Annotated in this window: 30 protein-coding genes; 10 read left to right on the plus strand and 20 right to left on the minus strand. The window is 71.6% G+C overall.

Going from position 1 to position 25767, the window contains the following annotated elements:
- The first annotated feature begins 425 nt into the window (after positions 1-425).
- A complete protein-coding gene (locus MED01_RS01655) occupies positions 426-1277 on the plus strand; it encodes a hypothetical protein (protein WP_238666767.1) in 852 nt (283 codons plus the stop codon).
- Positions 1278-1296: 19 nt separating this feature from the next.
- On the opposite strand, the gene MED01_RS01660 is transcribed toward MED01_RS01655, so the two are convergent.
- The 5 genes from MED01_RS01660 to MED01_RS01680 all read right to left on the minus strand — a co-directional run bounded on the left by MED01_RS01660 (position 1297) and on the right by MED01_RS01680 (position 5719).
- Entirely contained in the window at positions 1297-1818 is a 522-nt protein-coding gene (locus tag MED01_RS01660) for an ATPase (protein ID WP_238666768.1), read from the minus strand.
- Positions 1819-1932: 114 nt separating this feature from the next.
- Complete coding sequence (locus MED01_RS01665; RefSeq protein WP_238666770.1) at positions 1933-2379, minus strand: response regulator; 447 nt, start codon at positions 2377-2379, stop codon at positions 1933-1935.
- Positions 2380-2463: 84 nt separating this feature from the next.
- Entirely contained in the window at positions 2464-2811 is a 348-nt protein-coding gene (locus MED01_RS01670) for an STAS domain-containing protein (protein WP_238666771.1), read from the minus strand.
- A gap of 116 nt (positions 2812-2927) precedes the next feature.
- Positions 2928-3965 (minus strand): cobalamin B12-binding domain-containing protein, encoded by a 1038-nt coding sequence (locus MED01_RS01675; protein WP_238666772.1) that lies wholly within the window; start codon positions 3963-3965, stop codon positions 2928-2930.
- A complete protein-coding gene (locus MED01_RS01680) occupies positions 3962-5719 on the minus strand; it encodes a PP2C family protein-serine/threonine phosphatase (protein ID WP_238666773.1) in 1758 nt (585 codons plus the stop codon). The genes MED01_RS01675 and MED01_RS01680 overlap by 4 nt, the downstream gene beginning before the upstream one ends.
- Positions 5720-5930: 211 nt before the next feature.
- Between MED01_RS01680 and MED01_RS01685 the strand changes: the two genes are divergently transcribed.
- Positions 5931-6269, plus strand: a complete 339-nt coding sequence (locus MED01_RS01685) for an STAS domain-containing protein (protein ID WP_238666774.1) — start codon at positions 5931-5933, stop codon at positions 6267-6269.
- Positions 6270-6345: 76 nt separating this feature from the next.
- Here MED01_RS01685 and MED01_RS01690 read toward each other — a convergent pair whose 3' ends face one another.
- Positions 6346-6660, minus strand: a complete 315-nt coding sequence (locus tag MED01_RS01690) for a hypothetical protein (protein WP_238666775.1) — start codon at positions 6658-6660, stop codon at positions 6346-6348.
- 200 nt (positions 6661-6860) lie between these two features.
- Here MED01_RS01690 and MED01_RS01695 point away from each other — a divergent pair, with 200 nt between their 5' ends.
- The 3 genes from MED01_RS01695 (at position 6861) to MED01_RS01705 (ending at position 9880) form a co-directional block, all read left to right on the plus strand.
- Positions 6861-7838 carry a DUF2267 domain-containing protein gene (locus MED01_RS01695; protein WP_238666777.1) on the plus strand — a complete coding sequence of 326 codons (978 nt, stop codon included), beginning with the start codon at positions 6861-6863 and terminating at the stop codon, positions 7836-7838.
- Positions 7839-7941: 103 nt separating this feature from the next.
- A complete protein-coding gene (locus tag MED01_RS01700) occupies positions 7942-8736 on the plus strand; it encodes a spermidine synthase (protein ID WP_238666778.1) in 795 nt (264 codons plus the stop codon).
- 58 nt (positions 8737-8794) lie between these two features.
- On the plus strand, positions 8795-9880 hold the full coding sequence (locus tag MED01_RS01705; protein WP_238666779.1) for an AI-2E family transporter: 1086 nt from the start codon (positions 8795-8797) through the stop codon (positions 9878-9880).
- Positions 9881-9973: 93 nt separating this feature from the next.
- Here MED01_RS01705 and MED01_RS01710 read toward each other — a convergent pair whose 3' ends face one another.
- From MED01_RS01710 to MED01_RS01730, 5 genes are all read right to left on the minus strand, one after another.
- Positions 9974-11275: an NAD(P)/FAD-dependent oxidoreductase gene (locus MED01_RS01710; RefSeq protein ID WP_238666780.1), complete on the minus strand. Its 1302-nt coding sequence runs from the start codon at positions 11273-11275 to the stop codon at positions 9974-9976.
- A 54-nt stretch (positions 11276-11329) separates the two neighbouring features.
- A complete protein-coding gene (locus MED01_RS01715) occupies positions 11330-13483 on the minus strand; it encodes an amylo-alpha-1,6-glucosidase (RefSeq protein WP_238666782.1) in 2154 nt (717 codons plus the stop codon).
- 93 nt (positions 13484-13576) lie between these two features.
- The gene (locus tag MED01_RS01720; protein WP_238666783.1) at positions 13577-14104 is read right to left on the minus strand and encodes a GNAT family N-acetyltransferase; all 528 of its coding nucleotides are present in this window, start codon (positions 14102-14104) and stop codon (positions 13577-13579) included.
- A 70-nt stretch (positions 14105-14174) separates the two neighbouring features.
- Positions 14175-14897: a VOC family protein gene (locus MED01_RS01725; RefSeq protein WP_238666784.1), complete on the minus strand. Its 723-nt coding sequence runs from the start codon at positions 14895-14897 to the stop codon at positions 14175-14177.
- Positions 14898-15040: 143 nt separating this feature from the next.
- Complete coding sequence (locus MED01_RS01730; protein ID WP_238666785.1) at positions 15041-15805, minus strand: group II truncated hemoglobin; 765 nt, start codon at positions 15803-15805, stop codon at positions 15041-15043.
- Positions 15806-15876: 71 nt separating this feature from the next.
- Here MED01_RS01730 and MED01_RS01735 point away from each other — a divergent pair, with 71 nt between their 5' ends.
- The 3 genes from MED01_RS01735 (at position 15877) to MED01_RS01745 (ending at position 17364) form a co-directional block, all read left to right on the plus strand.
- Positions 15877-16221, plus strand: coding sequence for a winged helix-turn-helix transcriptional regulator (locus MED01_RS01735; RefSeq protein WP_238666786.1), 345 nt, complete (start codon positions 15877-15879; stop codon positions 16219-16221).
- Between the two features lie 67 nt (positions 16222-16288).
- Positions 16289-16696, plus strand: a complete 408-nt coding sequence (locus tag MED01_RS01740) for a pyridoxamine 5'-phosphate oxidase family protein (RefSeq protein ID WP_238666787.1) — start codon at positions 16289-16291, stop codon at positions 16694-16696.
- A gap of 23 nt (positions 16697-16719) precedes the next feature.
- Positions 16720-17364: a hypothetical protein gene (locus MED01_RS01745; RefSeq protein ID WP_238666788.1), complete on the plus strand. Its 645-nt coding sequence runs from the start codon at positions 16720-16722 to the stop codon at positions 17362-17364.
- On the opposite strand, the gene MED01_RS01750 is transcribed toward MED01_RS01745, so the two are convergent.
- The 6 genes from MED01_RS01750 to MED01_RS01775 all read right to left on the minus strand — a co-directional run bounded on the left by MED01_RS01750 (position 17307) and on the right by MED01_RS01775 (position 21253).
- Positions 17307-17789, minus strand: coding sequence for a hypothetical protein (locus MED01_RS01750; protein ID WP_238666789.1), 483 nt, complete (start codon positions 17787-17789; stop codon positions 17307-17309). The two genes, MED01_RS01745 and MED01_RS01750, sit on opposite strands and share 58 nt — an antisense overlap.
- Positions 17790-17823: 34 nt before the next feature.
- Positions 17824-18117, minus strand: a complete 294-nt coding sequence (locus MED01_RS01755; protein ID WP_238666790.1) for a DUF6510 family protein — start codon at positions 18115-18117, stop codon at positions 17824-17826.
- Between the two features lie 35 nt (positions 18118-18152).
- Positions 18153-18917 carry a ferredoxin reductase gene (locus tag MED01_RS01760; RefSeq protein WP_238666795.1) on the minus strand — a complete coding sequence of 255 codons (765 nt, stop codon included), beginning with the start codon at positions 18915-18917 and terminating at the stop codon, positions 18153-18155.
- A 7-nt stretch (positions 18918-18924) separates the two neighbouring features.
- Complete coding sequence (locus MED01_RS01765) at positions 18925-19524, minus strand: sulfite oxidase-like oxidoreductase (protein ID WP_091408112.1); 600 nt, start codon at positions 19522-19524, stop codon at positions 18925-18927.
- A gap of 75 nt (positions 19525-19599) precedes the next feature.
- Entirely contained in the window at positions 19600-20625 is a 1026-nt protein-coding gene (locus MED01_RS01770; protein ID WP_238666791.1) for a TerC/Alx family metal homeostasis membrane protein, read from the minus strand.
- A 217-nt stretch (positions 20626-20842) separates the two neighbouring features.
- Positions 20843-21253 (minus strand): DUF2267 domain-containing protein, encoded by a 411-nt coding sequence (locus tag MED01_RS01775; protein WP_091408107.1) that lies wholly within the window; start codon positions 21251-21253, stop codon positions 20843-20845.
- A gap of 154 nt (positions 21254-21407) precedes the next feature.
- Here MED01_RS01775 and MED01_RS01780 point away from each other — a divergent pair, with 154 nt between their 5' ends.
- Together MED01_RS01780 and MED01_RS01785 are read left to right on the plus strand one after the other, a co-directional pair.
- Positions 21408-21680 (plus strand): DUF2795 domain-containing protein, encoded by a 273-nt coding sequence (locus tag MED01_RS01780; RefSeq protein WP_030332551.1) that lies wholly within the window; start codon positions 21408-21410, stop codon positions 21678-21680.
- 42 nt (positions 21681-21722) lie between these two features.
- Positions 21723-22391, plus strand: coding sequence for a DUF1345 domain-containing protein (locus tag MED01_RS01785; protein WP_112640475.1), 669 nt, complete (start codon positions 21723-21725; stop codon positions 22389-22391).
- Between the two features lie 267 nt (positions 22392-22658).
- Here the strand turns inward: MED01_RS01785 and MED01_RS01790 are convergent, their stop codons facing one another.
- From MED01_RS01790 to MED01_RS01800, 3 genes are all read right to left on the minus strand, one after another.
- Entirely contained in the window at positions 22659-23327 is a 669-nt protein-coding gene (locus MED01_RS01790; protein WP_238666792.1) for a hypothetical protein, read from the minus strand.
- Positions 23328-23374: 47 nt separating this feature from the next.
- Positions 23375-24349, minus strand: coding sequence for a pirin family protein (locus MED01_RS01795; RefSeq protein ID WP_238666793.1), 975 nt, complete (start codon positions 24347-24349; stop codon positions 23375-23377).
- Between the two features lie 135 nt (positions 24350-24484).
- Positions 24485-25354 carry a hypothetical protein gene (locus MED01_RS01800; RefSeq protein WP_238666794.1) on the minus strand — a complete coding sequence of 290 codons (870 nt, stop codon included), beginning with the start codon at positions 25352-25354 and terminating at the stop codon, positions 24485-24487.
- Positions 25355-25767: the final 413 nt, after the last annotated feature.

A 25767-nucleotide genomic window follows, 5' to 3' on the forward strand; every position in this document is an offset into this window, starting at 1 on the left:
GCGCAACGCGGCGCGGCGGCGCGGCCTTACGACGCGGCACGACGCGATACGTGCCGATCGCGGCGCTTCGCTCCGCCGCCGACGTAGATCTTGGACAGTTTCCGTCCGCGCGGACGGAAACTGTCCAAGATCTACGGACAGCGCCACCTCCACCGGAAGGTCGACCGAGGAGCCGTCGCACTTTTGGTGGGCCTGGCATGGGCTGTTCGGTGGACTCGGGAGCGCGGCCGGACGTCGGGCGGAGAGACCAACCGCCGCGAACCCTTTCCACCGGCAAGTCGGGAATAACCGTCTGGAGCCATCCGCGAGGTTGATCAGCTTCGCTCGTGTTTTGCCCACTAAAGTCGGCATGATCAGGGCAAATTGTGGCGCATGCCACCGTACGGGCTGATGGCATCGGGCATTCAGGTCTTTAGCCTCGGCAGGTGCATCCCGACGACCCCTCCGACCAGAAGCTGACCGACGCGCGCCCGACCACTCCCTCGGACGACGCCGCATCAACCGAACGGACGATCGGCCGTCACCGCGCTGCCGAACCGTCGCGGCGCGCCCTGCTGGGCTCGACCCCGGTGCGGGTGGCGCTGGCCACCGGTGTCACCTGCTGCCTCAGCCTCGTCGCTGTCGCCACCGCGCGCGGAAACCACGACGCCCCCCGCACTGTCGAGCCGCTCGCCGAGGCGGTGGCCGACCGCGCCGCCATCGCCGACGAACGCGCCTCCCGGTCGTTGGACCGCGACGCCGCCCCGGCCCGGATCCTGCCGCCCAGCCCGACGGCGAAGCCCACGCCCACCCCCACCGTCGTCCGCAAGGCGCCCAAGAAGCCGGTCAAGCCCCGCCGCCCCCGGCCGGTCGCCGGCCTCGACCAGGCACAGATGGACAACGCGAAGATCATCGTGGACGTCGGCCTGGAGATGAAGATGCCGCGCCGGGCCCTGGTGGTGGCACTGGCCACGGCCATGCAGGAGAGCAACCTCTACAACCTGGCCAGCGACGTCCTGCCGGAGTCGGCGGAGTACCCGAACCAGGGCAGCGGCTCCGACCACGACTCGGTCGGGCTGTTCCAGCAGCGGCCGAGCAGCGGCTGGGGCACTGTCGCCCAGCTGATGCGCCCGTCGTACGCCGCAGGGGCCTTCTACAGCGCGCTCAACGAGATCCCCGGCTGGCAGGACATGAGCGTCACGGCAGCCGCGCAGGCCGTGCAGATCTCCGCCTACCCCGACGCGTACGCCCAGCACGAGGACCGGGCGACCACCGTCGCGGCGGCGCTCACCGCCTGAGCGCCCGTGCCCGCCCGTCTCAGCGGCGGCCGGGCGGCGGCTGCGCGCCCGCGTCCGGGCCGCCGACTCCGACCCGGCTGCCCGGCACCCCGGCGGCTGCGGTGGGGGTGTCGGCCGGCACCTGGTCGACAGTCACCTGGCTGAGGATTTCGTCAACCCGCACCTCACGCCGTCGACGGGCGTCCAGCGCCGCCTCGAAGTCGCGTCGGGCCTGCACGGCCTCCGCATACGCCCGCTCCCGCACCTGCCGTGCCTCCTCGCGGGCCTCGTCCAGTTCGGCGCGGGCCTGGGCCAGGATCTCGGTGGCCTCGCGCGGCGACGCGTCACCGACGTGCCGGGTGGCGGCCGTGTCGCCCAGGTCGAGTCGTTGCAGGAGGCCGCTGAGCCAGGCTGCCTCCTGGCGGATCTCGTCCCACTCCCGGGCCGCCCCGGCCGCGCCCTCGGCCCGCGCCGCGAGTCGGGACAACCGGATCCCCAACTCGTCCAGGCAGTAATCCACCTGCCGCTGGTCGTAGCCGTTCTCAACGACGGAGAACCTCATACTGTCGCCCCCCAGGCAGCTGCTGTTACTTCCCCACCTGGATCCTCGGCCGCGACCGCTCGCGCCGAAGGGGTTCGGGAAAAATGTTCAGCATGCGCGCAGGCGGCGCGGGCGTCAGACGCGCTTGGGTAGTACCACTACCCGACCGAAGAACTCGTCGATGCGGCGAACCACGTCGTTGAAGTCGTCCAGGTCGATCGGCTTGGTGACGTACGCGTTGGCCTGCAAGGTGTAGCTACCGACGATGTCGGTGTCGGCGTTGGAGGTGGTCAGCACGACGATCGGGATGGTCCGCAGATCCTCGTCCTGCTTGACCGCCCCGAGCACCTGCCGACCGTCCATCCGCGGCATGTTCAGATCCAGCAGGATCACGTCCGGTCGCCGGGCGTGCTCGTGCCGACCCTCGGCGCGGAGAAACTCCATCGCCTCCTCGCCGTCACTCACCACGTCGATAATCTTGTCGACGTCGGAGTCCGCCAGCGCCTCCTCGATCATCAGCACATCACCCGGGTCGTCGTCGACCACCAGGATGCGTACCGGCTGCGGGCTGTCTACGCCCATCACTACCTGCCTCGGAGTCGGCGGGGACGGGACCCTGACGGTCACCGCGTTGGCGGGGAAATGCTGGCGGGGAAATCTAGCCCATCAGGAAGCACTGCGGGACGCGGGGTCGACCGACTCCGGTTCGTAGCGCAACACGTCGGCGAGCCCGGTGACGCGCAGCACCCGCTCGACCCGCCCCTGGGCGCCGGTGAGCCGGAGCCACCCCCCGACGGCCGCCGCCCGATTGTCGCCCCGGACGAACACGGCCATTCCGGTGGAGTCGCAGAACGTGAGGCCGGACAGGTCGAGCAGCACCCGGGTCTCGCCCGCCGCGGTGAGCTGGTCGATCGCGGCAGTCAGCACGGGGGCGGTGCTCAGGTCCAGCTCGCCCACGAGCCGCAGGCAGGCGCCACCACCGTCGCGCTCGACGTAGTTGACGCTGAACGTCACCGTTCTCCCCCTCGCTCCACCCTCGGGTGGGACGTTTGCAGTCCGACAAGTATACGCAGAGCCTCCTCGTCCGCCGCCGAGTGCGGTGATCCATCCGGGTGCCACCGGCGGGTCGGTCAGCGGGCGGTGGCGGGCAGCGCCGCGCATCCCAGCGCCAGCGCCCGCGCCGCCCGGGGGAAGTCCCGCAATGCGGCGGCGTAGTGCTCCAGCGGCAGGACGACCGCCCCGGTGGGCACCCCACGACTGCCCAGAATCCCCGAGAGCCACTCCACGAACTCCGTGAACAACGAGGAGTCGTCGACGTAGACCGCCGCGGCCAGGAAGTCCACAATGTGGCCCAGGTCGCTCACTGTCGCGTCGAGCTGCGCGGCGGTGTACGCCCGCGCCGCCGGCACCCGCTCCCGCAGCTCCGCCAACGCGCTGTCGATCAGCTCACCGCGACGGCGCGCCAGGCTGGCGTACTCGTCGTCAGCAAGGTGGGCCAGCCGCGCCGGCGGCGCCCCGCGTAGCGCCGGCTCGTCGGCGATCAGCTCGGCCGCCGAGGGCGCGTCCGGCGCCCAGGCCGCCCCGAGCCGGCGCGCCCACCGGCCATCCGTGCCGAACCCACGCCCGCCGACCACCACCGGCACGTCCGAGCGGCGGCAGGCCTCGATCATCCGGTGGGCGTACGGCAGGCGCATCGGCAGTGCGCACGCCAGCGCCACCGCGTGCGCGTCGTAGCGGTGCAGGTACGACACGAGGTGCGCCGCGGGGACGCTGGCGCCCAGGAAGGTCACCTGCCACCCGCGTAACCGCAGCACCTCGGCCACCAGCCGGGGCGGCAGCGCGTGCCACTCGCCGTCCATGCAGGCGACCACGACCCGGCCGCCGGTCGGCCGCGCTTTGACGTGCGCGGAGACCGCCGCCACCACCTGCTCGCTGATGTGGGTGGCCGCGTGCTCCTGGGCGACGCTCCACTCGTTGCGCGCCCACCGCTCGCCCACCTCAGCCTGAGCGGGCGCGACCAGGTCGAGCAGCACCCGCTCCGCCGGGAAGCCCGCGTCGAGCAGGCCGATCGCCAGGTCGGTCGCGGCGTACTCGTCGGCGTCGGCGAGGTGGTCCAGGTACCCGGAGTACGCCTCGCCGAGATCGGTGGTGGCCGTGGCGGCGGTCACGCCTCAGTCCCCTCCGTCTGGTCGATGCCGGCGGGCACCGAGTGCAGGTGCCGCGCCCCGCGCCCGCTCAGGCCGGCCGCCCGCAGCGCCAGCACGGCGATGTCGTCGTGGTCGCCCTGTGCCAACCAGTCGCAGGTGACCTGCTCGACCCGTTCGGCCAGGGCCTGCGCGGGCATCCGCTGGCAGCCGGTCAGCGCCGTGACCAGCCGCTCGGGGCCGAACTGCTCGTCTCGGCGCCGGCCGCCCCGCGCCTCGGTCACGCCGTCGCTGTAGAGCAGACAGGTCTCGCCCGGCGCCAGCCGCACGGTCACCTCCCCGACACGGGGGTCGGGCACCACCCCGATCAGCATGCCGCGCAACGGCACCGCCTCCACCTCACCGGAGACGCGCAGCACCAGCGGTGGCAGGTGCCCGCCGCCGGCCATGGTGAGGGTGAGGCCACCGTCGCGATCCGGGCGGGCCACACCCAGCACGATCGTGGCGAAGCGGCCCTGGCCGTGCGCCTGGGTCGTCTCCAGCAACGCGTCGTTGAGCAGCCGCAACAACCGCGCCGGGTTCGACTCCAACCGGTGCAGCGCCTGGAGGCACTGGCGCAGTTGGCCGGTGAAGACGGCGGCTTCGACGCCCTTGCCCGACACGTCGCCGAGGAAGAACACCGAACCACCGTCGGTGAGCCGGTGCGAACCGTAGAAGTCGCCGCCGATACGTAGCCCCGCCTGCGCGGGGCGGTACGCGGTGCCCCACTGCACACCGACGGCCTCGACCGGCTCGACCGGCACCAGGCTGGCCTGGAGGGTGTCGGCCACTTCCGCCTGGTCGCGGTAGAGCAACGCGGTGGTCAACGCGGCGCCAGCGCGGGCCGCGAACGCGCGGACCAGCTCCACGTCGTCCTCGTCGTACCAGCGAGTGGCGCGACGGGCCACCAGCAGCACACCGACCGGCGCGTCGCGGCCCGGCAGCGGGACGACCCGGACGGCGCTGTCGGTGCCGGCCAGCCCCGGCAGCCAACCGGCGTCGACCGCCTGCTCGACCAGCCAGTCCACCGCGTGCGGCTCGGACCCGGTCAACCCGTCGGCGATGGCCGTCGGCAGCTCGCCGCCGGCCAGCACGCCGCTGTCGACCGTCGGCACCTCGTCGTCGGTGCGGGAGGCCCGCCACCAGCGGGCGCGCCCGGCCCTCGGCGCGATCACCAGCACCGCCACCTCGGCCAGGGTCGGCACGGCGAGTCGGACGACCGCGGCGGCCGCCCGGTCGGGGTGCAGTGGGTTGCCCAGCTTGTCGCCCACCACGGCCAGGAATGCCGAGCGGGCCCGTTCGGCGAGCAGCGCGTCGGCGCGGCCGACGCTGTCGGTGACGTCCTCGACGTACCAGCAGCAGCGGTCACCGGAGAGCGGCACCTGGCGCGCGGTGAGCCGGCGCCCGCGATGGGTGAAGCTCCCGGGGACGCCTTCGCTCAACCCTGGCACGCCGGCCGCGCTGAGCAGCACGCCGGGCGTCACCTCGGGCAGCAACCGCTCGGCCACCGGGCTGACGTGCCGCACGACGCCATCGGCGTCGCAGACCACCAGGCCCTCGCGGAAGTGCTCGACGACCTCTAACCAGTCGGGCGTGGCCTGACCCCGGTCGGGGGCCAGCGGCGGCAGTGCCGCGGTGGGGCGGCGAACGTCGGCGGACCACGCCGAGGGTCGTGTCGTGCTCGGCGTGGAGAGCCGTCCGTCGCCCGGGTCCCAGTCCCTGACGTCGGAAGCAGTCACCAGCTGAGCCTCACTCCTTCTCGTTCACCGAACCCGTGCCGGAACCGGCGTCCACTGTCAAAACTCTTCGGCCAGCCTACGCCCGAACGCGGAAAGCGGCATCTCACGGCGGGTGGCGGGCACCGCCACGGCGGGGGCGTGGGACGCGGGACAGGAGGGCGCGTCGCCGCCCCCGCTTTGCGTTTTGTCGCTCCACAAGGAAAATGGTGGGATGCCCGACCAGCTGTTGACCATCGAGACGACCCGGCTCGCCGCCGGGAACGTCCGACTCCGGCTGACCGGCGAGCTCGACTACGACAGCGCGCCCGAGCTGATCGCCGCGGCGGCCGAGCTGCGCGGCGACGGTGACGCCCCGGTGCTGGTCGACCTGACCGGGGTGACCCTCTGCGACTCCAGCGGGCTCAGCGCGTTGCTGGTGGTGCACCGCGCCGCCGGGGCGATCCGACTGATCGGGGTCAGCCCCCAGCTTCAGCGGATGCTGGACCGCACTGGTCTGAGCGAGTTGCTGGCCGAGGCGTACGCCGACGACGACGTGCAGGCCATCGGCTGACCCCGTAGGCCACCCCCCGGAAGCGGACGGGGTGGCCCCCGACCCTGGGACCTGGGGTCGGGGGCCGGAGGAATGTCTAGGGTGCCGTCATCGGCTGGAGCCGGGGTCCGTCCTCACGTAGCTCGCTGATCGGGGTCGCGTCGACGTCCTCGGGCTCCCCCGAATCGGGCGTCTGGTACAGGTAGCGGACGAACTGCCCACCCGCCTCGTTGTCGTCCGCGCCGGGCCATTGACCGATGCAGTCCATCCCGATCACCTCGCGGCCCGTCCCGTCGGCCTCCTCCAACAGCGCCCACAGGCTCACCGGGTAACACCTGGTGACCTCGGGCGTGAGCTGCCAGCGGGCGTACCAGCCGGGTCGGGCGGGGACGATCTCGACAACTTCCTTCATGACGACCTTCCTTCCGCGTACCTCGGAAGAACTCCGGTCCTGACCCGATCGTGCGGGCCGGGCGGGTGAGCACCCCTCACCCCCGCCGGATGAAGCGTGGCGCGGGCCGGTCCGACCCAGCCGGGCGGCGTCCGTTTCCTTCTCCGGGACGGCGGGAAGGCGGTGGACGCAGCCACGATCCCAGCGGAAGGGATGCCACAATGCGCAAGCAGATGGAGGGCGACAACCAGAGGCGCCGGGCACTGGCCCGGCAGGCCCGGGAGCAGAATCGCCAGCCCAGCGAGATCGGCGCCAGTCTGAGCGCGTCCAAGCAGCTCACGAGCCTCGATGCGGGTAAGCGGGCCGGCCCACCGGCAGCCGGACCGCACAAGTCGGACACCACCCGCGGCGGGCCGGCACCGCCGCCGGTCGGTAGCGCCGACAACCCGCGACCTCAACCGTCCCCGCCGAGCGGCGCGGCCGGTGTGAACAGCATGGGCTACCACGACCTCGTCGACGAGGTCCGGCGTCGCGCCGGGGTCGACTTCAAGACCGCCAAGGTGGGCACCGAGGCGACGGTGCTGGTCCTCGCGTTCGCCCTGGAGGCCGCCGAACGGCAGCGGCTGCTCGCCGCAGTGCCGGCGTCGCTGCACGACGTGCTGCCGGTCGACGGCATCGAGCGGCACCGGGACCTGCCCGGCTTCCTGGCCGAGGTGGGCCGGATCAGCGGCAACACCCCGGAGCAGGCCCGTTACCAGGCCGAGGCGACGATCGCCGCGCTCGCCGAGCAGGACGGCGACCTGGTCGAGTCGTTGCACGTACCCGACGGGTTGCGCGACCTGCTGAATCCGCCGGAGGCCGGCGGCGGCCTGGTGGGCGCCTCCACCACCACACCCACCCTGGACGCCGACGAGATCAGCGCGGCGCTGGACGACCTGCCCTACTGGGCCGGCGACAGCCAGGGCCTCTACCGGGTGGTCGCGCTGCCGCCCGACAACCTGGACCGGGTTCTCGCCCGGCTCGACCGGCTGCGTCAGGACAACGGCCGCGGCCCGAGCATCGGGCGTCCGGGCGACACCGCCGCCGTGTTGACAGTGCGGACCAACCAGGCCAACGGGGTCACCGCGCTCGACCTGGACCTCGCCCGCCAGATCGACGACGCGATCGACGAGGTGGGTGCCGGGATGGCCGGCGGCTGACCGGCCACCACGACACCGTCGGGCCGGCGGAACGGGGGCGACCCCGCTCCGCCGGCCCGTCCGGCGTGCCGGGTGCCCGGTGGGCTCGGCTAGCGTGCCGGATATGAACCGCGCCGCCGACCGGTTGGAGCTGGTCGCCGACCCGGTCCGCCGTACCGGGCGGACACTGCTGTCCGCCGGGGTCGAGCAGTCGTACGTGGATGTCGAGGATCCCCGGCACCTGCACTTCGAGTACGTCCGGCGGATCGCCTCGGCAGTGGAGGTGGCGGCCCCGGACGGGGCCCCGCTGAACGTCCTGCACCTGGGCGGCGGCGCGTTGACGCTGCCCCGCTGGGTGGCCGCGACCCGGCCCGGTTCCCCGCAACGGGTCGTCGAGCGGGACGCGGCGGTGGTCGAGCTGGTGACCCGGGAGTTGCCGCCGCTGCCGCCGGAGGTGCGGGTGGAGGTCGCCGACGCCCGGGACGCCCTGACCGACACCCCCGACGGCAGGTACGACCTGGTGATCGCCGACATCTACCGCGCGGCCCGGATGCCTCGGCACGTGCGCACCGTCGAGTTCGCCGCAGAGGTGGCCCGCGTCCTGCGCCCCGACGGGTCGTACCTGGTGAACGTCACCGACCTGCCGCCGCTGGTCGGCACCCGGGTGCAGGTGGCCACCCTGCGGGCGGTCTTCGCCGACGTGTGTGTGGTCGGCGACCGGCGGATGCTGCGCGGCCGCCGGTACGGCAACCTGGTGCTGGCCGCGACCTCCCGCCCTGGCGGGCTGCCGGTGGCCCGGCTGGCGGTGGCCGCCCTGCGCGACCCGGTGCCCGGCGGGCTGCTGCACGCCGCCGCGCTCGACACCTTCGTCGCCGGTGCCCGCCCGGTCAGCGACGCGGATGACACCTCCCGCCACTGATCGCCGTTGTGCCCGCAATGCCGGGTTTCCGACGGCTCGGGCGGGGAAGGCCCGCCGGATGAGCAACGTCGACGATCGGGTGACCGGCCGCCGAACTCTGATCGTGATCGGTCTGGTGCTGGCGACAGCGCTCGCGCTGGGGTTCGTGTACGCGACCCGGCGGGTGCTGGTCTGGGCGGTGGTCGCCGCGTTCTTCGCCGTCGCGCTCAAACCCCTGGTCGACCGACTGCAACGCCGTTTCGTCCGGCGTCGGGCGCTGGCCACCCTGCTGGTCTTCCTCGCCGCGTTCGTGCTGCTGGCGATCCTGGCCGCGCTCATCCTGGTGCCGTTGTTCGGGGAGTTGGGCCGCTTCGCCGACCGGGCGCCCGAGCTGCTGCGGGAGGCCCGCGCCGGACGGGGCCCGGTGGGGCAGCTACTGGAGCGCACCGGGGCACGCCGCTATGTCAGCGAGCACTCCGAGCAGCTGCGCGACCTCGGCAGCCGGCTGCGCCAACCCGCTGTCGGTGTGCTGCGCGGCGTCGTCGAGTCGGTCGCCGGGCTGGTCACTGTCATCGTGCTCGCGTACCTCATGGTGTTGGAGGCGCCGCGGATCACCAGGGGCGTACTCGCGGCGGCCGGGGACGGTCAGGGCGAGCGGCTGCGCCGGGTGGGCCGGGAGGTGTCGCGTACCGTCACCGGCTACCTCACCGGGAACCTGCTGATCAGCGTGATCTGCGGGGCGTTGACCTTCGTGGTGCTGACCGTCACCGGGGTGCCCTTCGCGGCGGTGATCGCCCTGCTGGTGGCGGTGGCCGACCTGATACCGCTGGTCGGGGCGACCCTCGGCGCGGTGATCGCGGCCGGCGCCGGCTTCCTGCACTCCCCCACCGCCGGGGTGGTGGTGCTGGTCTTCTTCGTGGTCTACCAACAGGTGGAGAACCACCTGCTCCAGCCGCTCATCCTGTCCCGCGCGGTCCGGCTCAACCCGTTGACGGTGCTGGTCAGTGTGCTGCTCGCGGCGGAGCTGGCCGGTCTGCTCGGCGCGCTGCTGGCCATCCCCGCCGCCGGCATCGTTCAGACCCTGCTGCGCGAGTACGGCCCGCGCCGGCTCCGACCCGCCCCGCCGGCCGGTCCGGCCGCGCGGTCGGCCGGCGCCACCGACTGACCGTCGCGGGCGCGGCCGGTGCCGCCACCGGCCTGCTCCGCGACGACCTGGCCGGGGCCCGCCCTTCCGCCGACGACCTGGCCGAGGGCCCGCTCAGCGGGACCGGGTCGCGACCTCGGGCGTGGTGCTCTCCAACGGCACCGCGTTCGCCGGCACCAGCCCCAACTGGACAGCGGACCGGGTCAACGCGGCGTCCAACGCCCAGTCGGCGCTGACCCGTGTGCGGTTTCCCGGCATCGCCATCAGGTGGTACGCCCGGGTGACCGCCTTGGCCGGCAACCCGGCCAGGTTGACCTGCAACGGGTTCGCCGCCGCGTCCTTGCCACCCAGGTCGACGACCCAGCCCAGGTCGTGGTGCTTGTAGGGCTTGCGCCGGCCGAAACCGTACGACGCGGCGATGTTGTACGCCGCGCGCTTGCCCTGCCGCTGCGCGTGCTGGGCGGTCATCCCGCACACCTTGCCCGGATTGACCAGGTCGGGCACCGCTGCGGCGTCGCCGCACGCGAACACCTCCGGGTAGCCGGGAACGTTGAGGAACTCGTCGGTGACCAGTCGACCCCGGTCGGTCCGCAGGCCCAGCTCGTTGACGAACGGGTCGGGGCGCACCCCCACACACCACACCAGGGTGCAGGTCGGCACGTACTCACCGTCGGTGAGCTTCACCCCGTCGCAGGTCGCCTCGGCCACCGAGGTGCCCATCCGCACGTCCACCCCACGCCGGTTGAGCACCTTGTGCGAGGTGTCCGACATCCGCTTGTCCAGCTCCGGCAGCACTCGGGACGCCACGTCGAGCAGCATCCAGCGGGGCCGGACGGTGAGGCGGGGCCGCTGGGCGTGCAGCGCGTCGGTGAACAGTTGCCCGTGTGCCGCGACCTCGGTGCCGGTGTAGCCCGCCCCGACCACCACGAACGTGGAGCGGGCCTGCTGCTCGGCCGGGTCCTCGGCCTGCTCGGCCAGCTCGAGCTGCCGGACGATGTGATCGTGCAGGTAGACGGCCTCGGGCAGGCCACGGAAGCCGTGCGCGTACTCGGTCACCCCGGGGATGGGCAGCAGCTTGTTGACGCTGCCCACGGCGAGCACCAGCCGGTCGTACGCCAGCCGGTTCTTCTCCCCCTCGGCCTGGGTGAAGCCGACCCAGCGGTTCTGCAGGTCGACGTGGTCCGCCTCGCCGACCACGACCCGTACGCCCTTGAGCGTCCCGGTCAGCGGAACGGCGATCCGTTTGGGCTCGACCACCCCGGCCGCCACCTCGGGCAGCAACGGCAGGTACAGAAAGTAGTCGGTGGAGTTCAGTACCACGATCTCGGCCCGGTCCCGGGCGATCCGGCTCAACGTCTTCGCCGCGTGGTAACCGGCGAACCCGGCCCCCACGATCACCACACGAGGTTTCGTCATTGCGGGCCGTTTCCCGTCGGAGGCCGCGACAAACGTCCGACGCGGCACCCACGCTCAGCTCGGCTGGAGCCGGACGTGGCCGCTGCGGCCGATCGCCTCCACCTCCCACTGCTGGCCGAATGCCCGCACCCGCCCGGCGGTGATCCGACCCAGCTCCTGCGGGACGTCGGGATCGAGAACCAGCCGGCCGTTGACCGGGTTGATGCCGAGCATGGCGCGGATCAGGGCCAGCGGCGTGCCGGCCGCCCACGCCTGCGGGCTGCACGCGGTCGGGTACGGCACGGCGAAGAGCAGCCGCTCCCGGTCGAACCCGCTGAGCGCCTCCGGCAGCCGGTAGCCGAACTGGTCGGCCGCCTCGATCATCGCCAAACTGATCCGGTTCGACTCGGCCCGGTAGCCGTATCGGGCCAGGCCGAGCGCGGCGATCGAGTTATCGTGCGGCCAGACCGTGCCCAGGTGGTAGCCGAGGGCGTTGTAGGGCCCTTCCTCCCGGGACAGGGTGCGGATGCCCCAACCGGAGAACATGTCCGGCGACATGAGTTGTCGCACCACAGCGTCGGCCCGCTCCGGCGGCACGATTCCGCTCCACAGCAGGTGACCCATGTTGGAGGTCTTGGAATCGACGCGGTTCTTGTCGCCGTCCAGGGCGACAGCGTAGTAGCCGCCCCGCTCCTCGATCCAGAAGTCCTGGTTGAACCGCTCGTGCAGGGTGTTCGCCTCGTCGCGCAGCCGGCGCGCCAACGTTGGGTTGTCCAACGGCCCGTCGAACAACTCGGCGAGCCGCAGCTTGGCGTCGTAGGTGTAGCCCTGTAGATCGCAGGTGGCCAGCGGGAGCACCGGGATCCGGCCGTCGGCGAAACAGACCCCGTCCGGGGAGTCGCGCCAGCACTGGTTGCCCAGCCCCTCGGGCGAGCGGGTGGCGTACTCGACGTAGCCGTCGCCGTCCCGGTCGCCGTACTCATCGATCCAGCACAACGCGGCAAGCGCGTTGTCCCGCAGGTGCCGGACGGTCTCGTCGTCGCCGGTCCAGCGCCAGTACTCGGAGAGCAGGATCAGCCAGAGTTGGGTGGCGTCGGCGCTGCCGTAGTACGGCCCGAACGGTTTCTCGCCGCTGCGGGTCAACTCGCCGCTGCGGACCTCGTGCAGGATCTTGCCGGGCTCCTCGTCGGTGAAGTCGTCGCACGTCTCACCCTGAAGGCGGGCCAGGGCGAGCAGCGTGCCCTTCGCCAGGGCGGGCCCGGCGACCAGCGTCTGATACGCGGTGATCAGGGTGTCCCGGCCGAAGACGGCGAGGAACCAGGGCAGTCCGGCACCGGGTAGCAGGATCCGTTGGCCCTTGACCTCCAGGTCGAGCCGCAACGCCGCCAGGTCGTTGCGGGACTGCCGCACGGTCCGCTCCAACGCCGTGTTGTCGCTGCGCAGCACCGCCCGGTCCTCAAGCCACCGGCGCAGCGGGTCGTCTGCCCGGCCGTGGACGACGTCGGCGATGTCGCCCCGGACCGGCTCGACCACCCCCATCCCTGGCGGCAGGGGCACGTGCAGGTCGACCTTCCGTTCCTCGCCCTGGCCCAGCTCCAGGTCCCAGACCAGGTCGTCGCCCTCGATGCGGTCGGCCGGCTTCGCGCAGCACACCCGGGTCTGCGCGGAGAAGTCACCGCGCTGGTAAGAGAAGCACAGCTCGGACCCGTCGTCAGCGTGGTGACGGCTGATCTCGGCGGAGCGGTCCCGGACCCTCGACTTGACCTCGAACAGGTCGGCGAAGTCGGCGGCAACGGCCAGCCGCAGCTCCACCCGGACCGGCTCCTGCCGGAAGGAAACCAGTTCCACGCGCTCGTGAAAGCCGTCGCCGACGTAGCGCAGCCGCCGCAGGCCCAACGTGTTCGGCGGCAGCCCCGGCAACTCCGGGTTGGTGAGCACGTACTGCGCGGAGTAGTGGTCGATCGTCTCGGAGCGCAGCATCAACAGCTCACTGCCGTTGACGGTCAGGCTCCAGCCGCTGATCAGGCGGGTGTCCAGGTGGACGAGCCCTCCGATGCTGCCCGTCGGCACATCCCCGCACGCGTTGGAGTACAGGAAGGTGGGCCCGCTGAGCACCGCAAGGGAGTCGGGGCCCAACTCGGGCGGGATGGCCCGCTGGTCGGCGCTGTCCGTCTCCGCGACTGACAGGCCGGGAAACGGATTGGCAGGGGTCGCGCGAACGGCAGCCATGACACCCACCGTAGGAAGCGGGGAACTGAGCGTCATCACCCGCTCCGGGTGAAAGGTCCACTGCTCCTTCGGCCCGGGGCGGCGGGCCGCCGGTCAGGCGGGGGTTGGTGCGGTGATCGCCCAGCGTTCGTGGTCACGCCAGGCGCCATCGATGAACAGGTAGTCCGGGGAGAAGCCCTCCAACCGGAAACCGAGCTTGCGGGCCACCCGCCGCGACGGCTCGTTGCCCGGTTGGATGTTCGCCTCCAGCCGGTGCAACCCGACCGAGGTGAACGCGTGGTCGATCACCAGGGCGACGCCCGCCGAGGCGTGCCCGGTCCCGCTGTACGGCAGAAACGCCGCGTACCCCAGGAAGCCACCACGCAGCGCGCCGAGCACGATCCCGCTGATGTTCACGTAGCCGGCGATCTGGCCGCTGGCCCGATCGCAGATCAGGTAGCCGGCACTGTCGCGGCGACGGATCCGGCGCAGATACAGCTCGTACTCCTGCGGGCTGGCCGGCGCGGCCAACCAGGGGTGGTGCAGGTCCCGACTGCGCTGCGCGGCGGCGACGAACTCGTCCGAGTCGGTGGGCCGGGGCCGCCGGATCGCGGCGGGACCACCGGTACGCAGGTATCTCACGGCGGATCACTCTGACCGACGGGTGCCGCCGTTGTCCAACCGGCCGCCGGGTGGGTGGGCGTCGGCCGGCTCAGCGGGACGTCAGCATTCTGAACTCCTGACCATCGGGATCGGCCAGTGCCAGTCGGCCCGCCCGGTCCTGATGGGTGTCGATTCGGGTCGCCCCGAGCGAGAGCAGACGGTCCACCTCGGCCTGGGGGTCGACGTCGACAGGCGGGGCGAGGTCGAACCGCACCCGGTCCCGTCCGCCGTTCGGCATGTACGGCGGACCGCCCCAGGAGATCTTCGTGCCGCCGTTCGGCGACTGGATCGCGGTCTCCTCGTCCTGATCCCAGACCAGCGGCCACCCGAGGGCCTGGCTCCAGAAGTACCCGACCTGCTGCGACCCGTCGCAGGCCAGCGCGCCGACGAAGCCGCAGCCGGCGAGGAAGTTGTTGCCCGGCGCGATGATGTCGAACTCGTTGCCCTCGGGGTCGGCGAGCACCACATGATCGATCTCCGGGCCCTGCCCGATGTCGGCGTGGCGCGCACCGAGTTCCAGTGCCCTGGCCACCGTCTGCCGCTGGTCGGCCAGCGAACTGCTGGTCAGGTCGAAGTGCATCCGGTTCTGGACGACCTTCGGCTGCTGGTTCGGGACGAAGCGGAGGTGGTACTCGTTGTCGTCGTTGGGCAGGAGCAGGACGCCGTCGTGTGGATCGTCGACGATCTCCCGCCCCAGGAGCCCGGACCAGAACTGCGCGAGCCGCAGCGGCTCGCTCGCATCGAAGGTGATCGCGAACAGATGTGCAGTCATCGCTGCGCTCGTCTCCCATCGGACCGGACGCCGTGCCAGCCGTCGGAGCGGGAGCCTAGGGGTGTGCCAGGTCGACCGCACCCGAGTTTCCGGTCGAGCGGTGAGGTACGCCGCGGCGGTGCAGGTCGTTCGGCGGATGCGGGTCATCCCCGGTAGGGCGGGGCGACACCCCAGCCCCAGCGAGGGACCGGCGCCTGCCGGATCGGGTCCGCGTCCGGTTGTGAGTTGGATACCGCCAACCGGGTGCCCCACTCGAGATAACTCGCGAAAGCGGCGCGGAACTCCGGATCATCGGGTAGGCCGACCTCGTCGGCGGCGTCCATCATCAGGTTGACCCACCGCCGACGCTGCGCCTCGCTGATCGCCCTGCCGAGGTGGTGGCCGAGCATGTGGCGGTAGCCGCCGTGCTCCATCGTGTAGGTGGCCGGTCCACCGAAGACCTCGGCAAGCCATACCGCCACATGCCGGGCGTGGTCGGGGTGCATGTGCGCGAACATCGGCGCGAGCAGGTCATCGGAGCGGACCAGGCGGTAGAAGGCATCGCAGAGCTTCGTGAACGCGTCGCTGCCGCCGGCCCACTCGTACAGGCTGGGCGGCGCGGCGCCACCGGGGCCGGTCACCGACGTGGGGGCGTAGTGCCGCATCTCCTGGATGTCCTCGACGTACGGCTTGATCGCGGCGAAGAACTGCCCGAACACCGGTCCGCCCCGGAACCCTTTCAGGTGCTCGTCCGCCGACGTCCAGGTGATGCGCAGCAGATAGCAGGCGGGGTCGTCCAGGCAGCGGCTCAACTCGTAGTCCACGCACTGCGGCGCGGCGCGTAACGCGCCAGCGGCCCGCTCGTACGCCGCCTCGAAGCCGTCCAGCCGTTCCTGCGGCACGCGGTACCTGATGTACTCGATCACCATGGCTACAGCTGAACACCAGCAGTGACGAAGATCAAGTACGCACCATCTGGTGCGTGCCGAGGGAGGCCACGATGCCCAAGCGATACCACTGCCCGGTGGAGCTCGCCGTCGACGTCGTTGGCGGAAAATGGCGGCCGGTGATCCTGGCCCATCTCAAGGAGGGCGTGCACCGCTATGGCGAACTGCGCCGCCGGATGCCAGGGATCAGCGAGAAGATGCTGACCCAGCGGCTGCGCGAGTTGGAGGCCGACGGGCTCGTCCGGCGCGACGACCACGAGACCACACCACCTCATGTGGAGTACCGGCTCACCGAGGAAGGACTCAGCCTGGCCCCGGTGTTGCAGGCCCTGTACGACTGGGGCGCCGCGCGGGCCGCCCGCACCGGTACCGCCATCGACGGACCCCCTGCGACCTGACTCGACGCGCCGCACGCGACCCCGCAGCAGGCGGAAGGTCGTTGCGGCGTCGTGATCCACTGGTCCGGTGAGCCACACCCTCTCGAACCCGCCAGCCGACATCGAGGTACGACTGACCGACGAGTCGAACGTCTGGCTGTGCACGGTGCGGCGCGACGGATCCCCGCACCTGACACCGGTCTGGTTCGTCTACCTCTCCGCGGCGTTCTGGGTCGGTTGTGAGAGCCGCAGCGTCAAGGCCCGCAACGTCGTGGCCGACCCACGGGTGTCAGTGGCACTGGAGAGCGGCAACGCGCCAGTGGTGGCCGAAGGCACCGCCCGCGTGCACCGGGCCGGGTTCCCCAGCACCGTCGTCGAGGCGTTCGCGAGCAAGTACGACGGCTGGGACGTCGGCAGGCAGGTCAACCCGGACAGCGAGCGGGTGCTGTTGGAGATCCCGGTCCGGCGGTGGCTGCTCGCGGGCACCGCGCAGTGAGTCGTCGATGCGAGAATCGACCGGTGGAGAACGAGCTGAGGGCGGCCCTGGCGGGCGTACGGGACGCGTTCGGCCGTTACCCACGCCGCCCGGTGCTCGACGGGTGCCCGCACTGCAAGGGCTCCGTGCCGGTCGACGAGCACGACCTGTTCTCACTGACCATCAGCCTCGGCAGCACGGTCGGCGATCGTGCCGACGTGAAGGCCCTGCTCCCCGTGCTCCTTGAGCGCCTGCTCGCCTCCGACGACCTCGACCCGGCCATCGTCCTGGGCAAACTCCCCCAACAGGAGTGGCGCACCTGGCCGTGCGTCGAGCAGCAGGCCATCGACGCCTACCTCGACGTGGTGTGGCGGTCGTTGCTGGCCGACCACCCGCCGCGGCTCGGGTCGTTCACCGATCCGGCGACCTTCCTCGACGCGGCTCGCGCGGCCGGCGAGCGCGTCGAACGATTCCTCGACGTCTGGGACGCCACGCTCACCTCGTCGGCGGACCGTCACCTGGCCAAGATGGTCGGCGGGCTCAACTTCGCCAAGCAGAAGACAAGCGCCATCGACGACTGGATACGCCGGGAGGCGACCCGCGACCGCCTGTACCGCGCGTGGGAACGTGACTACGGATCGCCCTGGGCCGACGACCTCGCCCGGGCCCACGATCTCCTCCGAGTCTGAACCGGCCTGCCGCTTCGACTGCGAGAGCCGACGAACCACGGTGCGAGCCACGGGCTGAGCGCGACGAGACCGACGGCGAGGCCGGTGATGACGGCCTGCCCGATCCGGCCCGGGGTGACGCCGGCCGCCGGGTCCAGCACGTAGTTGGCGTACCCGTTCGCGGCCGCGTCCGTCACCAGCACCGCGCAGCCCAGCACGAGCCCCTGCACCCGGCGAGCGGCCAACAGCAACGCCGCCAACGGATCCCACACGGTCAGGGACGTGAAGTAGAACGTCAGCCACCCGGGCAGGGCGAGCTGCGGCCCGAACTGAGGCAGGAGCAACTGCACCACGTGCACCGCGGTGCCGTAGGCGAAGACCAGCACGGCGACGGCCACCACGCACCGGACCGCGAGCGGCACACCACCCCATCGACCGGCGCTCATCAGACCATCGTGCCTCAGCCGGGCGAGCGTTCCGTCAGAGTGGGCCGGGGAACGTCTGCTCCATCGGCATCGGCACCTGGAGGAACGTGGTGCCGCGCATGTCCAGCCAGGCCCGGTCCGGCCCGCGCACCAGGCGCACCATCACCTCCTCGCAGGTGGGGCAACGGGCGACGAGGCCCGGGGCGTGCGAGTAGACGTGCAGGCTGGCCATCGACCCGGTCGTCCCGCAGTTCTCGCAGCGGCCCATCGCGCTGCTCAGGTCGACGGTGAACAGCTCACGCATCGGGCCGTCGAGCATGTTGCCGTCCAGGTACGACATCTCGGTCATCAAATCTCCTCGAACACTGCGTGAGTGAGCGGTGGTCAGCCGGTGGGGCCGAAACGTTCGGTCTTGACCCGACGCGACGGGTGACCGAGCCCCACCAGCAGGTCGGCAACGGTCTCCACGAACGCGGTAGGGCCACAGACGTAGGTGAGGGGCTCCAGGTCCGGTGGCCACCCGTGCGTGTTGACGTCGGCCAGCCCGATCCGGTGCGGCTCACCGCGCCAACCCTCGGGCGCCTCACGGGTGTAGACGTACGCGACGTCCAGCCCGAAGTCGTCGCGGACCCGGCGGCGCAGCTCGTCGGCGTAGATCACGTCGCCGGGGGTGCGCACCGAGTAGATCAGCCGGAACGGCGCCTTGCTGCCCACCGCCCGCCGCGCCCGGATCATCGCCATCAGCGGCACGACGCCGGACCCGCCGGCGACCAGCTGCACCGGCGCGGTCTCCTCGGGCCGCCAGATGAACCAGCCACCGAGCGGTCCTCGGACCTCCACCGGGTCGCCGGCGCCAAAGACATCAATGAGGTACGGCGACACCTCGCCGTCGTGCACGCGCTGCACTGTCACCTCGATGCGCGGCCCTCCCGGCCCGTCCACGGCCGGCCCGGCGATCGAGTACGACCGGGCCGCCTGGTAACCGTCCGGGGCGGTGAGCCGCAGGTCGACGTGCTGCCCGGCCAGGTGCCCCGGCCAGTCCGGCACCTCCAGCACCAGGGTCTGCGCGGTCGGTGTCTCCACCCGCCGCTCCACCAGCCGGCCGACCTGCCAACGGTTGGGCGTACGGCGCTGGGTGCTCGTCGCCACGGCGCGCTCAGTCACCCTGGTACCGCTGTTCGCGCCACGGGTCGCCGTAGTCGTGGTACCCGGCGGTCTCCCAGAACCCTGGCTCGTCCATCGTCTTGAGCCGGAGGCCGCGCACCCACTTGGCGGACTTCCAGAAGTACAGGTGCGGCACCAGCAGCCGCGCCGGCCCGCCGTGCTCAGCGGGCAGCGGTGCGCCGTCGAAGGTGTGCACCACCCAGGCCTGGCCGCCGCGCAGGTCGTCGAGCGGCAGGTTGGTGGTGTACCCGCCGTAGGAGTGCGCCAGCGCGAAGTGCGCCCCGGTGTCGACGTCGGCGAGCAGAGTGTCCAGTGAGACGCCCTGCCAGTTGGTGCCGAGCTTGGACCAGCGGGTGACGCAGTGGATGTCCACCATCGGCGTCTCCTGCGGCAGGGCCATCAGCTCCTGCCACGACCACCGGTGCTCGCTGCCGTTCTCGGCGGAGATGACGAACTCCCAGGTGTCCAGTGACACCCGGGGCGTCGGGCCGGCCGAGAGCACCGGAAAGTCCTCGGTCAGATACTGGCCGGGGGGCAGGGCCGGCTCCTGCGTTCGGGGCCGACCCTGAAAGCCCGGTGACACGATTCCCATTGCACAGTCGTACCACCCGCGTCGGTGGAGGCGGGAGCTTTCCCGCGTACCCCGTCGTCAGCCGGCGCGGCGCGGTCAGTGCCGTTCCGCGACGACCTGACGGTCCTCGGGCAGGTTGCCCCCCCGGGTGGCGCGCAGGCTGGTCATCGTGACCACCACCAGCACACCGATGATCACGCCGAGCGAGGCCAGTGTGGGGATCTGCGGCACGCTGTCCCAGATGCCGTGCGCCCAGTGCAGACCCAGCTTGAGGCCGATGAACGCCAGGATGATGGCCAGGCCGTAGCTGAGGTGCACCAGCCGGCTCAGCGCCGCGTGCAGGACGAAGTAGAGCGCCCGCAGGCCGAGCAGGGCGAACGCGTTGGTGGCGAACACCAGGTACGGGTCCTCGGTGATGCCGTAGACGGCCGGCACCGAGTCGACAGCGAAGACGATGTCGGTGGCCAGCACCGCCACCACCACAAGGGCGAACGGTGTGAGTGCGCGCTTCGCGCCCTGCCGGATGGTCATCTTGGTGCCGTGGTAGTCGTCCACCACCGGCATGACCTTGCGCAGCAGCTTCACCGACCGCATCTTGTTGATGTCGACTTCCTGCTGATGCCCGGACATGGCATCGCGCAGCAGCTTCACCGCGGTGGCGATGAGGATGATCGCGAAGAGCAGGAAGGCGAAGTCGAGGGTCTGCAACGCCGCCGCGCCGAGGGCGATGAAGACGGCCCGCAGCACCAGCGCGCCGGCGATGCCGTAGAGCAGCACCCGCTGGGCGAGCACCGCCGGCACCGCGAACGCCGCCAACAGCAACATGAAGACGAAGAGGTTGTCGACCGAGAGCGACTTTTCCACCAGGTAGCCGGTCAGGTACTCGACGCCCTGCTGGGAGCCGAAGCGGGACCAGATCCAGCCACCGAACGCCAGCGGCAGCGCTATGTAGAACGCCGACCAGCCGATGGCCTCCCGCATGGACACCTCGTGCGGACGACGGGTGACCAGGAAGTCCAGCACCAACAGCAGGACGACCCCGATGATGGTGACCGCCCACAGCGTGGGCGTGCCCACCGACGACAGGTCACTGGCGGCGGACAGATACGACACTTGGCTCATGTGGGGTCTCCTCGAACACCGTCATGTTCGAGGTCTCCTTCACCCACCACCTGATGGGCAACCACCCGAGGCGCGCCGGGCGCGCCGTACTGACCGGAATGGTTCGTGGGAAGTACTCCCCTCGCACGACAAGGTTAGGCCAGGCGGAATCGCCACGCCAAGCGGGACATCGATGGTTGCCCTGGTAAACCGCTGTGTGTGCGTGGTACGAGCGCTGTCAGCCGCGGCGCAACGTCGCGCCCGGGGCCATCGCCTGCTCGACCAGGCCCCGATAGTCACGTGGCAGTTGGGTCACCACGTCATCGAACTCACCGCCGGTGATCGCCTCGCGCAGGGTGGTGAAGACCGCCCGACTGGCGTCCTCGGCGGCGGGCTCCTGCACACCGGCGCGCAACGCGACCCGGGCGACGAACTCCGCAGCGCCGAACCGGTCCGCCTGCTCGGTGCTCGGGCTCGGTTTGAGCACGAGTTGCAGCGGTTGGGGCAACTGGGCGGCCAGGTCCAGGACCTCACCGCCGGTCAACCGCTCGGCGAACGTCTCCAACACGGCCCGGGTCAGCTCGACCGCCCGCTCGGACGACGTGGCGGTGCGCTGGGAAACCTGGTCGATGAAGGTGTCGTAGTTCATCGCGTACTCCCTTGGCTCGCGTCGGCGTCTGCGGGTACCCGCGGCGGCCGAGGAGAAACGGCGCCGGTTTCCTCCGCCGGGCGGGCGTGACCGGCCGGCGGGCGGGTAACCGCCGCCGGTCGTCACCACATCGATGCCCGAGGGAGCCCACGCCATGGCGAGCTACGCCGACGTCCTGCAGTACCTGTCGAGCCTGGACTACCCGGCCGAGAAGGACGACGTGGTCCGCGAGGCCGAACGGGAGGGTGCCCCGCCGGACGTGTTGAAGGCGCTGCGCGCCCTGCCGCCGGTCGACTACGCCAACGGGACCGAGGTGGCCCGGTCGGCCGGGATCGAGGCGGCGCCCGAGGTCGGCCCCGCCCAGCGGGCCGAGCAGGCCCGGGACAAGAAGCACAACCGGGTCTCGCAGCACCTGCGGGGCATCTGACCCGGCGGTGGCGCCCATCACCCCGACCTGGGAGCGTCCCGAATGACCCAGACCGGCCCCGACCGGCCAGCGGACGTGCGTTTCCCGGCTGCTGCGAAGCAGCTCGCCGTTGTGGCGGTGGTCGGCGTCATCGCCGGCTGCGTCTTCGCGCTGCTGCTGCCCCTGCCGCTCGCGGCGCTGGCCGGCTGGGACGTGGGCGCACTGAGCTGGCTCGTGCTGGTCTGGCACAAGATCTGGCCGATGGACGCCGAGCGGACCGCCCAGCTGGCCGTCCACGAGGACCCGAACCGGGCGATCCGGGACGCCCTGCTGCTCGTCGCCTGCCTGGCCAGCCTGCTGGCTGTCGGGTTGGTAGTGGCCAGCGCGCAGAGCGCGCCTCCCGGGGTGGCCCGGGAGGCGCACAGCGGCGTGGGCGTGCTCAGCGTGGTGCTCTCCTGGTTCGTGGTGCACACCGTGTTCGCCGCCCGGTACGCCCGGATCTACTACACCGGCCCGGACGGCGGGGTGAACTTCAACCAGCCCGAACCGCCGCGCTACTCCGACTTCGCGTACGTCGCGTTCACCATCGGGACGACGTTCCAGATCTCCGACACCAACCTGACCAGCAACGAGATGCGTCGCACGGTGCTGCGCCACTCGATGGTGTCGTACCTGTTCGGCGCGTTCATCATCGCCGTGACCGTGAACCTGCTGGCGGGTCTGGCGCGGTGAGAGGGACTCAGCCGGCCGCGCGGACCCCCGGGGCGTGACACGGGGCGGGGCCGATCGAAGGGCCGGGACAGGCGGGCGCCCCTGGTCACGAACCGCGACCTAGGGCGCCACGCAAGCCTGCCCAGGCGGTGAACCGCATCCGAACCGGTCGCGGTCACCAGGCGGTGGAGGTCCGCTCGAACCGAGCGGCCAGCACTGCCGGGTCCAACCATACGGCAGAACATCCTCCGTTTGGTCAGAATTTGGGGAAGTGTGGGCCAGGGCACGTCACGGCCGACCGGTCACCTCCGCGTACCGATGCTCCAGGTCGACCCGGGCCAACGCCCCCACCAGCCAGGCCAACTGCTCGGACTCGCCAGTAGCAAGGCCGGCGAGGTCGTCCGCCGACCTGCCCAGCCCGAGCCGCCGGGCGGCGGCCAGCGCCCGCCGATCGGCGACCGGGGCCACCTCCCGCCACAACGCCTGCGCCTCACGGAGAAACAGGACGACGACCTGATCATCCACGCCCGGAAGCTCGGCCAGCAGCGCCCGCTCCCGGACCGGGTCGTGGTGCGCCACCGCCCGCAGCCGGCGCAGATCGCCCCGGTACCGCTCGACCACCGTCCGAGCCAGGTCACCCAGCACCGCAGCCAACGCGTCCACGTCACCGCGCTGGCCGCTGGCGCGCAGCACCCGGACCCGGTCCTCGTGCAGCGAACGCGCCAGCCGGGCCGCGCTGTCCCACCCCTCGTCGCGCACCGCCCGCGCCCCGTCCAACGCCCGCCGGAAGTCACCACGACGGGCCAGCAACACCGACAGGTACAGCACCTGGAACAGGCTCGCCGGGTTGTTGGTCACCCGGAACCCGTACTGCTCGGCGAAGCCCCGCCCGCTCCCGGCGAGCCGGCGCGCCAGACGTTTACGGTCCTCCACCGGGGTGATCAAACTGGTCGCCATGCCGGCGACTACCCGCGCCGCCAACTGCCACACACCGGCCGGTGTCGTCAGTCGTGCAGGCCGCCGGTGCGGTCGCGGGCCTTGAGGCGGGTCGTGGGCAGGGCCGGCGCCGGCAGCGGCGGCGCCGAATCGTCGGCGACCACACCGAAGCGCCCGTCGCCGGCCATCCAGTCCTCCCGGGCCGCGGCGATCTCCTCGTGTGACCGGCCGACGAAGTTCCACCACATCACCAACGGCTCCTCGAACGGCGCACCGCCCAGCAGCAGCAACCGAGCCCCGGCCCCGCCACGCACTGTCAACTCCCGGCGGCCCGAGCCCAGATACAGCAGCGCCCCCGGCTCGAACCCCACCCCGGCCGCCTCCGCGGACCCGGACATCGCCAGCACGGCGTACTCGAAATCGGGTCGCAACACCATCGTCGCCGGCGCCTCGCCGCCCAACTCCAACTGCACCCCCACCAGCGGGGTGTGCACCACCGCCGGTGACCGCTCCCCGGCAAACTCGCCCACCAGCACCGTGACGTCCAGGTCGCCGTCCCGCCAGCGCGGCAGGTCCGCGTGGTGGGCGAAGTCGGCCGCTCCGGCCCGCGCCGGATCCGGCAGCGCCACCCAGAGCTGCACACCGTGCATCACCGGCGGATGGGTCGCCGGTGAGCGCTCCGAGTGGGCGATACCGTTCCCGGAGGTCATCACGTTCAGCTGGCCGGGCACGATCGGCTGCACGTTGCCGAGGCTGTCCCGGTGCAGAATCTCCCCGTCCAGCAGCCACGTCACCGTCTGCAGCCCGGTGTGCGGGTGCGGCGGCACCTCCATACCGGGCCGCTGCGCCACATCGTCCGGGCCAAAATGATCCACGAAACACCACGCGCCGACCATCCGGCGGGCGCGCTGCGGAAGCAGCCGCCGCACAGTGGTGTACCGACCCAACGGCACGTCGTGGCCGGGCAACAACACACTGCCGGGATCGACGTCGGCCACGCCGGGCGGTCGGGTCTGCGCCAGCATTGATTCAGTACGCTCCACCGCCCGACTGTACGCGCACGCCCACTCACGACCACGACGCTTCTGGCCAGGGCGGGCGGGGTTCACCGGCCAGTGGTTGTCAGGGTGGGCTGGTCCGGCGTGCGCTGACCCGGCGTGCGCTGACCCGGCGTGGGTTCACCGGTTGCTGGAGGAAACCAGAACACTGTTGGCACCGGCGACCAGGTCCAGGTACAGGCGTTCCGCCGACCGGTCCCAATCCGGCGTACCCAACACCGAGCCCGCGGCCACCCCATCCCAACGGTCGCCGCGTACCACCACTGAGCCGGCACCGACTCCCGCCCGAACCCGTACCGCAGTCTCCCCCCGGACCCGGACGTCGAGCTGGCTGGTCCCACCGGTGAGTCGTACGGTCAGGGTGCCGGCGGGCTGGTCTGCGCGCGGGCCGGTGGGGTTGCCGGGGCCAGCGGCGGTGATCGGTGGCAGAAGAATCTCGGTACGGCTGGAACCCCCGGCGAGTTCCACGCCCAGCAGCCGGGCCCGGGTCAGATCCAACACCTGACTGCTCACCCCGCCAACGAGGTGGAGACGCCAGGCGACCCGCTCGTTGAGCAACACCCGCACGGCCCGTGGCCCGCGCGTCCCGGACTCCACGAGGTCGAGCCGCACAGTCTCCCCCCGCACCGCCGGTCGGCCCGCCACACCCGAGCCGGCCGGGGTACTGATCCGGTACAGGTCATGGCCCAACTCGGCCACCCGCAGCTCGAACGAGGACAGCCCATCCGCGAGCACGAAGGTTCCCTTCTGCCGACCCGCCAACGGCGCTGTCAACAGGTGCTCGGCAGCAGCACCCGCACCACCGCGGCGACCCTCAGCTCCGTCCGGGTCAGCGACGCCCCCCGGACGGCGGCCGTCCCCGGCGCGAGTGCCATCGGGGCGAGTGCCGTCGGGCTGGCTGGAGTAGGTCATGCCGAGGTGGTCGGGATCGGCAACGATCACGGTCACCGCCGCCGCGCCCAGGAGCAGCACGACCGCGGCAGCAGCCACCAACAGACGAGCACCGGTGGACAACCGTCGCGGTGCCGGCTCCCCGGACGGTTCCGTCTCACCGGACTGTGCTGGCTCACCGGACTGTGCTGGCTCACCGGACTGTGCTGGCTCACCGGACTGTGCTGGCTCAGACTCCGGTTCGCGATCCACGCCGTACCCCACTGCGGCCATGCCTGTGTCCCTCCGCCGGTCCCCGCTCAGGGGTACGTATAGACCAGCCGATCGGATCACTCGGCGCCGATCACGTCACTCCGCTACGTCGCCAACGTAGATCTTGGACAGTTTCCGTTCGCTCGGCGGGCTCAACCGGTGGTTGCAACACCGAGAAGTTGGGTCATCTTCTCACCTGGGGTTGCCCAGCCCAGGGTCATGCGGTGGCCGGCGTTGGGTTGGGTGGCGGAGGGGGTGGG

Origin of the sequence: Micromonospora alfalfae, assembly GCF_022230925.1 — a bacterium.
Lineage (GTDB): Bacteria > Actinomycetota > Actinomycetes > Mycobacteriales > Micromonosporaceae > Micromonospora > Micromonospora alfalfae.

Coding starts and splice junctions, on each gene's coding strand:
- MED01_RS01755 (WP_238666790.1), bottom strand. CDS start 18,117: ATGACCGAGATGTCGTACCTGGACGGCAACATGCTCGACGGCCCGATG.
- MED01_RS01770 (WP_238666791.1), bottom strand. CDS start 20,625: ATGAGCCAAGTGTCGTATCTGTCCGCCGCCAGTGACCTGTCGTCGGTG.
- MED01_RS01690 (WP_238666775.1), bottom strand. CDS start 6,660: ATGAAGGAAGTTGTCGAGATCGTCCCCGCCCGACCCGGCTGGTACGCC.
- MED01_RS01660 (WP_238666768.1), bottom strand. CDS start 1,818: ATGAGGTTCTCCGTCGTTGAGAACGGCTACGACCAGCGGCAGGTGGAT.
- MED01_RS01775 (WP_091408107.1), bottom strand. CDS start 21,253: ATGAACTACGACACCTTCATCGACCAGGTTTCCCAGCGCACCGCCACG.
- MED01_RS01715 (WP_238666782.1), bottom strand. CDS start 13,483: ATGGCTGCCGTTCGCGCGACCCCTGCCAATCCGTTTCCCGGCCTGTCA.
- MED01_RS01735 (WP_238666786.1), top strand. CDS start 15,877: ATGCCCAAGCGATACCACTGCCCGGTGGAGCTCGCCGTCGACGTCGTT.
- MED01_RS01710 (WP_238666780.1), bottom strand. CDS start 11,275: ATGACGAAACCTCGTGTGGTGATCGTGGGGGCCGGGTTCGCCGGTTAC.
- MED01_RS01665 (WP_238666770.1), bottom strand. CDS start 2,379: ATGGGCGTAGACAGCCCGCAGCCGGTACGCATCCTGGTGGTCGACGAC.
- MED01_RS01700 (WP_238666778.1), top strand. CDS start 7,942: ATGAACCGCGCCGCCGACCGGTTGGAGCTGGTCGCCGACCCGGTCCGC.
- MED01_RS01765 (WP_091408112.1), bottom strand. CDS start 19,524: ATGGGAATCGTGTCACCGGGCTTTCAGGGTCGGCCCCGAACGCAGGAG.
- MED01_RS01725 (WP_238666784.1), bottom strand. CDS start 14,897: ATGACTGCACATCTGTTCGCGATCACCTTCGATGCGAGCGAGCCGCTG.
- MED01_RS01695 (WP_238666777.1), top strand. CDS start 6,861: ATGCGCAAGCAGATGGAGGGCGACAACCAGAGGCGCCGGGCACTGGCC.
- MED01_RS01685 (WP_238666774.1), top strand. CDS start 5,931: ATGCCCGACCAGCTGTTGACCATCGAGACGACCCGGCTCGCCGCCGGG.
- MED01_RS01785 (WP_112640475.1), top strand. CDS start 21,723: ATGACCCAGACCGGCCCCGACCGGCCAGCGGACGTGCGTTTCCCGGCT.
- MED01_RS01730 (WP_238666785.1), bottom strand. CDS start 15,805: ATGGTGATCGAGTACATCAGGTACCGCGTGCCGCAGGAACGGCTGGAC.
- MED01_RS01790 (WP_238666792.1), bottom strand. CDS start 23,327: ATGGCGACCAGTTTGATCACCCCGGTGGAGGACCGTAAACGTCTGGCG.
- MED01_RS01750 (WP_238666789.1), bottom strand. CDS start 17,789: ATGAGCGCCGGTCGATGGGGTGGTGTGCCGCTCGCGGTCCGGTGCGTG.
- MED01_RS01780 (WP_030332551.1), top strand. CDS start 21,408: ATGGCGAGCTACGCCGACGTCCTGCAGTACCTGTCGAGCCTGGACTAC.
- MED01_RS01705 (WP_238666779.1), top strand. CDS start 8,795: ATGAGCAACGTCGACGATCGGGTGACCGGCCGCCGAACTCTGATCGTG.